Annotated in this window: 9 protein-coding genes and 1 riboswitch; of the genes, 6 read left to right on the top strand and 3 right to left on the bottom strand. The window is 50.6% G+C overall.

Going from position 1 to position 11854, the window contains the following annotated elements; translation table 11 throughout:
* The first annotated feature begins 61 nt into the window (after window positions 1-61).
* A complete protein-coding gene (locus tag MKY48_RS29240) occupies window positions 62-1204 on the top strand; it encodes a transglutaminase domain-containing protein (RefSeq protein ID WP_339268102.1) in 1143 nt (380 codons plus the stop codon).
* Window positions 1205-1279: 75 nt separating this feature from the next.
* On the opposite strand, the gene MKY48_RS29235 is transcribed toward MKY48_RS29240, so the two are convergent.
* Complete coding sequence (locus tag MKY48_RS29235) at window positions 1280-2671, bottom strand: amino acid permease (protein ID WP_244879126.1); 1392 nt, start codon at window positions 2669-2671, stop codon at window positions 1280-1282.
* Window positions 2672-2841: 170 nt separating this feature from the next.
* Window positions 2842-3021: riboswitch (Lysine riboswitch) on the bottom strand.
* Between the two features lie 118 nt (window positions 3022-3139).
* Complete coding sequence (locus MKY48_RS29230) at window positions 3140-4270, bottom strand: virulence factor (protein WP_339268100.1); 1131 nt, start codon at window positions 4268-4270, stop codon at window positions 3140-3142.
* 544 nt (window positions 4271-4814) lie between these two features.
* On the opposite strand from MKY48_RS29230, the gene MKY48_RS29225 reads away from it, so the two are divergent.
* The 4 genes from MKY48_RS29225 to MKY48_RS29210 all read left to right on the top strand — a co-directional run bounded on the left by MKY48_RS29225 (window position 4815) and on the right by MKY48_RS29210 (window position 10396).
* Window positions 4815-6167, top strand: coding sequence for a cytochrome ubiquinol oxidase subunit I (locus tag MKY48_RS29225; RefSeq protein WP_339268098.1), 1353 nt, complete (start codon window positions 4815-4817; stop codon window positions 6165-6167).
* The gene (locus MKY48_RS29220; RefSeq protein WP_076325412.1) at window positions 6164-7195 is read left to right on the top strand and encodes a cytochrome d ubiquinol oxidase subunit II; all 1032 of its coding nucleotides are present in this window, start codon (window positions 6164-6166) and stop codon (window positions 7193-7195) included. The genes MKY48_RS29225 and MKY48_RS29220 overlap by 4 nt, the downstream gene beginning before the upstream one ends.
* Before the next feature lie 233 nt (window positions 7196-7428).
* Window positions 7429-8460 (top strand): MBL fold metallo-hydrolase, encoded by a 1032-nt coding sequence (locus MKY48_RS29215; RefSeq protein WP_339268097.1) that lies wholly within the window; start codon window positions 7429-7431, stop codon window positions 8458-8460.
* Window positions 8461-8770: 310 nt separating this feature from the next.
* Window positions 8771-10396 carry an ATP-binding cassette domain-containing protein gene (locus MKY48_RS29210; protein WP_339268096.1) on the top strand — a complete coding sequence of 542 codons (1626 nt, stop codon included), beginning with the start codon at window positions 8771-8773 and terminating at the stop codon, window positions 10394-10396.
* A 124-nt stretch (window positions 10397-10520) separates the two neighbouring features.
* Here the strand turns inward: MKY48_RS29210 and MKY48_RS29205 are convergent, their stop codons facing one another.
* A complete protein-coding gene (locus MKY48_RS29205) occupies window positions 10521-10712 on the bottom strand; it encodes a hypothetical protein (RefSeq protein ID WP_076325415.1) in 192 nt (63 codons plus the stop codon).
* A 226-nt stretch (window positions 10713-10938) separates the two neighbouring features.
* Here MKY48_RS29205 and MKY48_RS29200 point away from each other — a divergent pair, with 226 nt between their 5' ends.
* Entirely contained in the window at window positions 10939-11814 is an 876-nt protein-coding gene (locus MKY48_RS29200; RefSeq protein ID WP_339268094.1) for a cation diffusion facilitator family transporter, read from the top strand.
* Window positions 11815-11854: the final 40 nt, after the last annotated feature.

Genomic DNA, 11854 nt, shown 5'->3' with positions numbered 1-11854 from the left:
TGATGTTATGTGTTACAATAATGGTGCATACGGATGAGGAAGATGAAGGGCGGGTGTACCGATGAAACGAAGCCGAGGAACAATCGTTAAATTACTGTTCATAGGGTCTTTGGCGGTAACCGTTGCAGCAGTACCTGAACCAGCTAATCTCAGTGATGTCTATGCCACCTCCAACAAAGCGGTCGTGAAGTCGGTCAATGGGATTCAGCAGAAACTGCTGACAGCGATGAGCGATAGGCAATCGACGGTGCGATTTGTTTACCAGGGGGAGACCCAATCGCTGAAATCGCAGCTTAAAGATGCACTTGATCAGGCAATGGCCAGTGATCCCTATATTCATTACACTATTGCTAGTTATAGCTACGACTATCGTGGGACATCCAGTTCCGCCAATGTCACGGTTCGGTTGAGTTATCGCGAGACTGCGGAGCAGACGAACTATGTGAACCAGAATGCCGACAGCATTTTGAAGCAGATCATCAAGCCGGGCATGAATGATCATGAGAAGGTGAAAGCCATCCACGATTGGGTTGTCCGGAACTTGAAATACGATACCACGCTTACGAAATATACGGCCTATGACGGGCTCTATACCGGAAGCACAGTATGCCAGGGCTATTCCCTGTTAACGCATAAACTGCTCAAGGAAGCCGGAATCCAGAACAAAATTGTGGAGGGCACGGCTTATGCCTCCGATAATCCGAAGGGCCAGCTCCATGCCTGGAATCTGGTCCTTCTGGACGGCAAATGGTACCATCTGGACACGACGTGGAACGATCCCGTGCCGGATCGCGACAACGAGGTATCCTATACGTACTACCTCCGGACGGATGAACAGATGGGCCGTGACCATACCTGGGTCAAATCCTATCCGAAGGCGAGCACCCTTTACCGCAACACGCTGTCAGGGCTTGCCGTAAAGGATCGTTCGAGAGCCGGAGTATACGAACAATTGAAACGGGATCTGGAATATCAGCTCTATGATGCCCGTTCCATCGTCAGCTCCTATACACAGCTCCAACCATTGGTTAAAGCTGCAAAGGCTGAAGGCAGCCAGAAGCTGGTGTTCCGGTTTGACGGCAGCGAGCGAGAGCTTGTGAATGTGCTCCAGCAAGTGCAGATGAAGAGCAATCTCGGCTCCATCAAATACTATCACCATGCGTTTGAGAACACCGATGATCTGAGAGTGCAGATTATTTGGTAATATGTCCGCATCAAAAAAAGCAGCTTCCGTTCCCAAGTATGGGAGGGAAGCTGCTTTTGGTATGTCTGATCTATATTATTTGACGTTCGTGCTTAAATCGCACTCGTCCAATGGAACGACGCGGCTCTTCTTAATCAAGCGGTAGCCGAACCAGATGGAGAGGAACAACGGAATGCTGACATAAGTGGCAATGATCGTTAACCAATCGATCTCCCCGCTGAAATTGCCTTGACCGATAATGGCTACAAGACAGAGCAGGAAGGCGAAGATGGGACCGAAGGGGAACCAGCGTGCACGGAACGGCAGCTCCTTCAGGTCTTTACCTTGGGCGACATAGGCTTTGCGGAAGCGGTAATGACTCACGGCGATGGCCAGCCAGTTAATGAATCCGCACATCCCGGAGGCATTCAGGAGCCACACGTACACCACTCCATCGCCGAAGAAGGAGGCCAGGAAGGCCAGCATACCTACGGCAGAGGTTACGATTAGAGCCGCAACCGGTACGCCGCGGCTGTTCAGGCGGCTCAGCCATCTTGGAGCCATTCCTTGTTTCGCCATGGCATACAGGACACGGGTTGAAGCATACATTCCCGAGTTGCCTGCCGACAGCACGGAACTTAGAATAACGGCATTCATGACGGATGCGGCAAAGGCAAGCCCGGCCTTCTCAAACACCAGCGTGAAAGGGCTGACTCCGATATTATCGACCCCGGATTGAAGCAAGCTCGGGTGGGTGTAAGGGATCAGCATGCCGATGACAAAAATAGCGAAAATATAGAAAATCAGGATGCGCCAGAACACCTGACGGATGGCTTTAGGGACATGTTTTCTCGGATTTTCGCTCTCGCCGGCTGCGACCCCGATCAGCTCGGTTCCCTGGAAGGAGAAGCCGGCAGCCATGAACACGCCGACCAGCGCGAAGAACCCGCCGTGTACCGGCCCATCGCCTAGGTTAAAGGTGCTGAATCCAACGGCTTCACCGCCAAGAATACCGAATATCATCATGACACCGATGATGAGGAAGATAATGACGGTTGCCACCTTAATGATAGCAAACCAATATTCCGATTCGCCGTATCCTTTGGCGGATAGAAAGTTTAAGCCGAACATAATCGCCAGGAATAGAAGACTCCACAGAAATGACGGGCTGTCCGGGAACCAAAATTTAATAATAACTGTGGCCGCCGCGAGCTCGGCGGCGATGGTAACAGCCCAGTTGTACCAGAAGTTCCAGCCGACTGCAAATCCGAAGGCAGGGCTGACAAACCGGGAGGCGTAGGTGCTGAACGAGCCGGAATCCGGAAGATACGTAGCGAGCTCGCCCAGGCTGGTCATCAGAAAGTAAACCATGAGGCCAACCGCGGCGTAGGCGATAAGCGCTCCGCCTGGGCCGGCAGAGGCGATGGCCGTTCCGCTCGCCAGAAACAGGCCAGTACCGATCGATCCGCCAAGGGCGATCATTGTCATATGACGGGCTTTAAAGCTCTGCTTCAGCGAAGCAGCTGGTGCTTTTTTGCGATTCAAGATCGAACACTCCTTCTATACATTAAGAAATGATATTTAAAATATACCCTGTTGAAACAAAAAGACCGCAGGTATTATACCTGCGGTCTTTATCGTATCCGCACCATACCCTCCATGAAGATAGCTCAACACGGGGAAATCCCCGTGACAGTTCCGTCTCTTTCGACAACGGCCCCAGCACAGAATACAAGAGTATACCCTGCACTTCGGCATTCATGCCTTTCACTATGCTTCACCGGCTTCTCTTCGCCTCGGCACAACTACTGATCATGTCTGCAACCTCTACCTCATCTTGGAATGATGAGGCTATCTATATATTCAATTCTAACAAGAGAGTCCTAGTATAAATCACATTCCATGTTAGAGGCAATGGTTAAATTTTACGGTATGAAGGTGGTCCTGTTGATACGATTACGATTGATTCCGTTTGGCCATTTGCTGCCAGACGGTTCCGGCAGCTTCTTCGCCGGATTCGATGCGTTCCAGTGCCATTCGTGCCTGCAGACTAACCTCGAATTCCGGATCGTTGGCGGCTTCCTCCAGGGCGGAGCGGGCTTCCTCGGTACCCACTTCATACAGGAAACGGGCCGCACGCCAGCGTACGATTTTGCTGCTGTCTTTGAGCGATTCGATCATGACCGGGGTAGCGGCAGCATCGCCGATATCGGACAGCGTATCGCCTGCGGTACGGCGAACAGCCGGTGTTTCGTCGCGCATGGCTTCATATAGAAGCTCCATCGCTTCAGGGGTGCGAAGATCGCCCAAGTAGACGACGACCAGCCGGCGGATCTGCATCTTTGGATCCCGAAGCGCTTGGCGGAGAAGCGGAATATGCTTCTCGGATGGCTCCAGTGCATCCAGCGCGGCATAACGGACGCGCCAGTCCTCATTCTGCAGCGCGGCTTCGGTTTCCTCGTCAGTCAGCTTCCGGCGCTGCTCGACGAAATCCTCGTCGCTGGCACCGTGGGCAATCGCCTGGGCAACGACCTTATCGAGGCGCTCCTGCGGGAAGGCAGCTTCAAGCTCCTGCTCTACGTCACGTGCGATGCCTTCCAGCTGGCCGTAGCGAACGCCGTACTCCTTGAGCTTGCGTTCTTTGATGAGCGTCGTGGTTCCCACCGCGGCTACCGCTTTGGCGAAGCGCTCCGACAGACCGATGCGTTCTTCCTGATTCCCGCTTTTGACACGAATTTGCATCGGAATATTCCGGAAGTACTGCACGAATACTTGAGCCTCTCCAAAAGCGATACCATCCGCACCTTCTTGGAGTCCGGCCGCAAGGCCCTCCTGACCGAATATTTCCTGAACGGCGCCCAGAATGGAAGGCCAATCGGCATTACCTTTACGGTCGAGCGCGATGAAATCAAGGGTATGAAAGACGCTCTTTACACCTGGGATGTGGAGCAGCTGCCTAATCCAGGGGGGAGCCGACCGTTCGTTGTCCAGTGTATATGTTCTGCGAATCCCGGACTCCAGTGTTTCGTCAAGGTGAAGCATCATGGAGTTCGGGCTCGGGGTTGGTTCAATAAATGTAATTTTCATGGTATGATCTCGCCTCCTTATCCTCTTATTGTACCTCTTTTCCATGCAGGAAAAAACATCATGGCAAGGATTCAAACCAAATAAGCAGACTTTGGATAAAAAGAGGGAAGGTTTGTAAAACTGATAATGATTGGATATATGCCATTTGTGTGTTTCAAGAGAATGACGCGTGGAAGGGCCGCGCCCTTGCAGAAGGGCTGGAATACTTAAAGTGCGTGTTCAAAAAGGTCGATTTTCAGCACCGAGAAGGTTGGATGAAGCTAGGGACGTCAGGAGCGGAGCGTACGTTTTGGGTACGTGAGCACCGGAAGTCCCGGCTGAATTCAAGATTCGATGCCGAGCTGCTTCCTGATTCGCTTCGTGATCAAAAGCGGGCTTTTTGAACAACCTCTAAAGGAGGCTAGGCTGACGGATGCACAGGAAGCAGGAGCGAAAGCTTGCGATTCTATGCTTTATTGTTGCGGCCATAATGCTATACGGCGCCGTGAAAGGGTATCTGCGCTATATGAAATATTTTGGATAAAGAAACTGAGGAGTGAACCTGATGTCTTCACTGGACCCCGTACTGATGAGCCGGATCCTGACCGGTTTGACCCTGTTTGTACATATTGTTCTGGCAACCATCGGCGTTGGGATTCCGATTATGCTGGCCCTGGCGGAATGGAGGGGGATTCGGACAGGGGACAACCATTATACGTTGCTCGCCAGGCGCTGGGCGCGGGGATTCGTGATTACGGTGGCCGTCGGCGTTGTGACAGGTACTGCCATCGGCTTGCAGCTTAGCTTGTTATGGCCCACCTTTATGCGTGTAGCCGGTAAAGCCATTGCGCTGCCGCTGTTTATGGAAACCTTTGCTTTTTTTGTGGAGGCGATTTTTCTTGGCATTTATCTCTATACATGGGATCGATTCAAAAATAAATGGACCCATTTGCTGCTGCTTATTCCCGTGGCGATCGGCTCCTCCGCGTCAGCATTCTTTATCACGAGCATGAATGCTTTTATGAATCAGCCCCAGGGCTTCGAACTGGTAGATGGGGTATTTACGAATGTGAATCCGTTTGTGGCTATGTTCAATCCGGCAACGCCGACCAAGGTGAGCCATGTGCTGGCATCAGCGTATACGACCAGTGCGGCTGCGCTGGCCAGCATAGCCGCTTTCAGTTTATTGCGGGGAAGCAGGCACATCTACTTTAAGAAAGCGCTGAAGCTTACTGTCGTGTCCACCTTTGTTTTTGCAGTGGCTACCGTGATGATCGGAGATTTCTCTGGCAAATTTCTGGCTAAATACCAGCCCGAGAAGCTGGCGGCGGCCGAGTGGCATTTTGAGACGATGACACAAGCCCCGCTCATTTACGGCGGCTTTCTGGATCAGAATAACGAGATTAAGTATGCATTGAAGATTCCCTATGCGTTAAGCATATTAGCGGGAAACAGCCCCAGCACGGAAGTCGTTGGCCTGAATGAATTTCCGGAGAATGAGAGACCGCCGATGTCAGTGCATTATTTTTTCGATTTGAAGGTGACCAGCGGCGCCGTGATCGTTCTGATTCCGCTCCTGTATATGTTCCGCAAGAAACTTCCTGGCAAAAGGCCTTATCCAAAATGGCTGCTGCTCAGTATATTGGCTTTGGGGCCTCTTTCGATGTCAGCCATATGGCTGGGCTGGTTCCTTGCCGAGATCGGAAGGCAGCCGTGGATTGTGCGGGGATACATGAAGGTATCGGATGCAGCAACCACTTCATCAAGCGTCGGCTGGATGCTAGTGCTGTTTATTATCCTGTATCTGGTGCTATCCGTATCCGCGATCCGCGTGCTGAGCCAATTGTTCCGGAATAAAAGCGCCGAAGAGGAAATCCGGCTGCTGGGACTCAAAATCGAAGGGGGAGACCGCAAATGAGCTATGCAATGGTAGCAATAACCGTGCTGTGGACATTTCTGTTTGGCTATTTGCTGGTGGCCTCGATTGATTTCGGTGCCGGATTTTTCAGCTATTACAGCGTGCTCACTGGACACGAGAACAAGATTCATAACATCATCCAGCGGTATTTATCTCCCGTCTGGGAAGTGACCAACGTATTCCTGATCTTTTTTGTGGTTGGGCTTGTCGGATTCTTTCCGGATGCTGCGTATTATTATGGCACCGCTCTGCTTGTGCCGGGCAGCTTGGCCCTTGTGCTGCTGGCGATCCGCGGCGCTTACTACGCCTATCACACGTATGGCAGCCAGACTGGGAACAATATCGTGTATATGGGGCTCTACGGGGCAACGGGGCTTCTCATCCCGGCCGCATTGTCAACGATATTGGCCATCTCGGAAGGTGGCATTATCTATATGGACAACGGGAAGGTGGAGCTTCATTGGTATACGTTTTTCACGAACCCGTACACGTGGTCGGTCATCCTGCTTGCACTTGTGAGCGTTCTGTACATCTCGGCGATGTTCCTGTCTTATTACGCGCAGCGTGCGGGGGATGAGGTAGCGTTCGGCGTGGTCCGGGGCTATGCACTGGGGTGGAGCGGACCGACGATCCTGGCTTCGGTTTTCGCGTTTTTCCAGATCAACCATCAGAACCCGGTGCATTTTGGGCAGATGCTGGATATCGCATGGATGTTTATCGCCTCATTCATCTGCTTTGTCATTGCGGTGTATCTTGTATGGAAACGAATCCGGCTCGGCATCGCTTTTATCATGGTTATGCTCCAATTTGCCTTTGCCTGGTATGGGTATGGACGCTCGCATCTGCCGTATGTTCTCTATGATTACATCCATATTCATGAGAGTATTACCAACGATACGATGGCGATCGCTTTGATTACCGCATTTATCCTGGGTTTCTGCGTATTGGTTCCTTCCCTGATCCTGCTGATGCGATTGTTTCTGTTCGATGCGAACTACATTCGTGGAAAATCCGCGAAGAAGGGGTGAGGCAAGTGGAGGACTTCGCCATTTTCATAGCACCGCTGCTCACCGTACTGGCTGCTGTAGCCTTTATGGCGATCTATGTCGTCAAGTATAAAGATCCATCGGATTGATTCTGACAAAGGCAAATACGGGTTGTTTCGCCACGAATCATTCGGTGTAAAAAGAACAACATACGCAAAGTTGAGCGGAGAGGTCAATACGGGGTAAAATACAGGGTAATGGAAGGAGGAGGCTGCATGCCAAAAATTCGCTATAACAATATCGATAACGTCAGCACGGATAAAACACTTAAACAATTCAAGCAGTGGCGCGACGAACGTCGTCAGAAGAAGAAGGATTATTCCTACTGTATTCCGAACCTGACGCCGGATCTTCAGTATTTGCATAGCAACCGGCACGAAACCTCCGTTACCTGGATCGGGCACGCTACGTTCTTCATCCAATATGAAGGCTTGAATATCGTGACTGATCCCGTATGGGCGCGGAGAATGGGGTTTAATAAGCGCCTTGGAGAACCTGGACTTCCCATTCATGAGATCCCCCCGATTGATGTCATTTTGATCTCGCATTCCCATTATGACCATATGCATGTTGCCTCGATCCGCAAGCTGTATCGTGCGGACACCACGATCATCGTACCCGTTGGTCTGCGTCGCAAAATGATCAACAAAGGCTTTCGCCGCGTGATCGAACTGCAGTGGTGGGAATCTGCAACCATTAAGGGCGTTAAATTCTCCTTCGTGCCGACACAGCATTGGACTCGGCGTACGCCGTTTGATACGAATACATCCCATTGGGGAGGATTCGTGATGGAGCCCGTGCTGCAGGATGCGAAGAGGGATTCGGGTTCTTCCGATGAATCGCTATGCTATAACGAACCTGTCGCGGAGGATGGTACCCGCCTGCTTCCGCCGAATTTGTATTTTGCCGGAGACAGCGGTTATTTCGAGGGCTTTAAGCTGATCGGAGAACGCTTTAACATTCACCTTGCTCTGATGCCGATCGGGGCATATGAGCCGGAATGGTTCATGACGTCACAGCACGTTAATCCGGAAGAGGCGCTGCAGGCGTTCCAGGACGTGAAGGCCGAGACGATGATTCCGATGCATTATGGCACTTTCAAGCTGGCAGACGATACGGCCAGAGAAGCGCTGGATAGGATGGAAGCGGAACGCGAGCGGCTGGGGATCGCCAAGGAGCGTATTTGCGTATTAAAGTACGGAGAAACCTTCAAGGTTCAGCCTGAGCGGAGAAGCGTGACATCGTAACTGAAACGTACAAACGATTCTGATCAAGCAAATGCATAATACGGAAAGATTCATACACCATAGACTAGCAAAAGAAGGCCCGGAAGGTTTTTTATAACCTCTCGGGCCCATTTTCAGTTAGACTTTTTCTATTAAACTAGAAAAAGTAGTTTTTGATCGACGGCGTCCTGTCCTGTGCGCTTGAGAAAAGAGTGCAAGCAGGAGGTTATATTTGTTTAAAACCGTTTTATATCGTCCAGAAGCTTCGATAACCGTCGTACTTATGCTATAATGTGCTGAAACCAATAGTGATAAAGGATGGTAATGCTTAATGATCAGTACAAGCGGCGTAACGCTCCGCTATGGCAAACGAGCACTATTTGAAGATGTCAATATAAAATTCACCCCGGGCAACTGCTACGGCCTCATCGGCGCCAACGGGGCGGGTAAGTCTACATTTCTGAAAATCCTCTCTGGTGAGATTGAACCGAACCAAGGCGAGGTTCATATGACACCGAATGAACGGATGGCGGTTCTGAAGCAGAACCACTATGAATACGACCAGTATCCAGTCCTGGAGACGGTTATTATGGGTCATGCCCGGCTGTATAACATCATGAAAGAGAAAGATGCGCTGTATGCGAAAGCCGATTTCTCTGAAGCAGACGGCATGCGTGCGGGTGAGCTGGAAGGCGAATTCGCAGAGCTGAACGGATGGGATGCAGAGCCGGATGCGGCAGCGCTCCTGATCGGTCTCGGCATTCCACGTGAGCTGCACGATAAGAAAATGTCGGAGCTGAGCGGTAATGAGAAGGTACGCGTTCTCTTGGCGCAAGCATTGTTTGGCCGTCCGCATAACCTGCTGCTGGATGAGCCTACCAACCACTTGGACCTGGAATCGATTCAGTGGCTCGAGAACTTCCTTATGGATTATGAAGGCACCGTTATCGTGGTATCCCATGACCGTCACTTCCTGAACAAGGTGTGTACGCATATTGCGGATATCGACTTCGGTAAAATCCAGCTGTATGTCGGCAACTATGATTTCTGGTATGAATCCAGTAAGCTGGCGCTTGAACTTCAACGGGATGCCAACAAGAAGAAGGAAGAGAAGATCAAGGAATTGCAGGCATTTATTCAACGCTTCTCGGCGAATGCTTCCAAATCGAAGCAGGCGACTTCCCGTAAGAAACAGCTCGATAAAATTACGCTGGAGGATCTTCGTCCTTCGAACCGTAAATATCCGTTTCTTCATTTCAAGCCTGAACGCGAGGCGGGCAAGCAGTTGCTTACGGTTGATGGCATCACCAAATCGATGGATGGGGAAAAGGTTCTGGATAATGTCAGCTTTGTTGTAAACAAAGGCGACAAAATCGCATTTGTTGGACCGAACGGTATGCCGAAAACGACGCTGTTCCAGGTCATTACAGGAGAAACCGAAGCGGATGCCGGTGAATACAGCTGGGGTGTAACAACCACCCAGGCATATTTCCCGAAAGACAACTCTGCTTATTTTGACGGTGTTGATATCAACCTTGTGGAATGGCTGCGCCAATATTCCAAGGATCAAGATGAGACATTCTTGCGCGGATTCCTTGGCCGCATGCTGTTCTCGGGTGAGGAAGCGTTGAAGAAAGCAAGCGTATTGTCCGGGGGCGAGAAGGTTCGCTGTATGCTGGCCAAAATGATGCTGAACGGCGCGAATGTGCTCATCTTCGATGAGCCGACGAACCACTTGGATCTTGAATCCATCACGGCACTCAACAATGGTCTGATCGATTTCGACGGAACGATTCTGTTCACCTCGCATGACCATCAGTTCATTCAGACGATTGCCAACCGAATTATCGAGATTACGCCAAATGGCATTATCGACCGCAGCATGAGTTATGATGAGTATCTTGAGAGTGAAGAGATCAAGGGACTTCGCGAAAGCATGTACCCGGTTGAAGCTTAAGAAATAAGATACGACGGCGAAGATGATGGCGCGAGCTTTCATCTCGCACGATCCATTAAAAAATGCTGCACCTTCCAAGTATGGGAGGTGCAGCATTTTTTGCGTTATGCACGGACGGGCTCTTCTACGAACCGCCGGTACGACGACGCTGGTTGTTTGGTTTTTTATTGTTTTGGCTTTTCATTTTTTGCGCTGAACCGGCCTGGAATTGTCCGGGTTTGTTCGCGGATGAGTTTTGCTGTTTCTTTTGTTCCAGCTTTTGCCGGATTGCATCAGCCAAATTCACTTTACGTGACTCATTATTATTCTCGGGCATAGTATCACCCTCCTCTTTGTGTTCGCCTGTCCTCATTTTATTCGTTTTTAAATCGCCCGGCAAGGGTAACAATGATTAATACCATTTTCTACGCCCATGGTTCTTTGACCGAAAGCAATTATGTTTCTCTAGACCCACACGAATGACCTTTGCTAGGATTAAATATGGATAATGATGGATATCGCTTGAGGCCTGCAAAAGGGCAAGCAAAGGAGAGACGTATAAAGTGAATAACGCCTATGAAAACATCAAACAAGGGGAACGCGGGGCTTGGATCAGTATTGCAGCCTACCTCGTGTTGTCATCATTTAAAATATTCTGTGGATACTTATTTGCATCCAGTGCTTTGCTTGCTGACGGTTTCAACAACCTGACGGATATTGTGGCATCACTCGCCGTATTGATCGGACTGCGAATTTCCCAGAAACCGCCGGATTCCGATCATGCGTATGGGCATTTAAGGGCGGAGACGATTGCGGCTCTGGTTGCTTCATTTATCATGGCGGTCGTGGGTATCCAAGTGCTGGTTGAAGCCGTTCGTTCATTTTTTGAAGGCTCTAAGGAAATACCAAATTTATGGTCTGCCGGCGTGGCCGGCATCTGTGCCGTTGCCATGCTTGGCGTATACCGGTACAATCGGAACCTCGCACGGCGCATCGATAACCAGGCACTCATGGCAGCGGCCAAGGATAATTTATCGGATGCACTTGTCAGTGTGGGGGCAGCTGTTGGTATTATCGGCGCTCAATTCGGCCTGCCCTGGCTGGATACCGTAGCGGCGGTAGCGGTTGGTGTCATTATTTGCAAAACGGCTTGGGAAATATTCAGAGATAGCACCTATAGTCTAACGGACGGTTTTGATGAAAATCGTTTGTCGGACTTGCGCAGTACGATTGCCCGTACGCCCGGTGTCGAGGGGATTAAGGACATGAAGGCCCGAATTCACGGCAATCATGTGCTGGTGGATGTTGTCATCGAGGTCGACCCGGATATCAGTGTTCTGGAGGGTCATCAGATCAGTGACCGGATCGAAGAACAGATGGAGAAGATTCACAATATTATGAGTGTCCACATTCATGTGGAGCCTAAGGGATCGTCCTAGAGGCACCGAAGAGGTACGTATACAAATGGCAGGCCAAGAT

Source organism: Paenibacillus sp. FSL W8-0187 (genome assembly GCF_037969755.1).
Lineage (GTDB): Bacteria > Bacillota > Bacilli > Paenibacillales > Paenibacillaceae > Paenibacillus_AQ.
Note: the sequence above shows the minus strand (reverse complement) of the source record. Positions and strands in the feature narration are given on the sequence as shown.

What these genes read in the sequence shown, in the direction of transcription:
- MKY48_RS29215 (WP_339268097.1), top strand. Translation starts at nt 7,429, where the DNA reads ATGCCAAAAATTCGCTATAACAATATCGATAACGTCAGCACGGATAAA.
- MKY48_RS29205 (WP_076325415.1), bottom strand. Translation starts at nt 10,712, where the DNA reads ATGCCCGAGAATAATAATGAGTCACGTAAAGTGAATTTGGCTGATGCA.
- MKY48_RS29210 (WP_339268096.1), top strand. Translation starts at nt 8,771, where the DNA reads ATGATCAGTACAAGCGGCGTAACGCTCCGCTATGGCAAACGAGCACTA.
- MKY48_RS29240 (WP_339268102.1), top strand. Translation starts at nt 62, where the DNA reads ATGAAACGAAGCCGAGGAACAATCGTTAAATTACTGTTCATAGGGTCT.
- MKY48_RS29235 (WP_244879126.1), bottom strand. Translation starts at nt 2,671, where the DNA reads ATGACAATGATCGCCCTTGGCGGATCGATCGGTACTGGCCTGTTTCTG.
- MKY48_RS29220 (WP_076325412.1), top strand. Translation starts at nt 6,164, where the DNA reads ATGAGCTATGCAATGGTAGCAATAACCGTGCTGTGGACATTTCTGTTT.
- MKY48_RS29225 (WP_339268098.1), top strand. Translation starts at nt 4,815, where the DNA reads ATGTCTTCACTGGACCCCGTACTGATGAGCCGGATCCTGACCGGTTTG.
- MKY48_RS29230 (WP_339268100.1), bottom strand. Translation starts at nt 4,270, where the DNA reads ATGAAAATTACATTTATTGAACCAACCCCGAGCCCGAACTCCATGATG.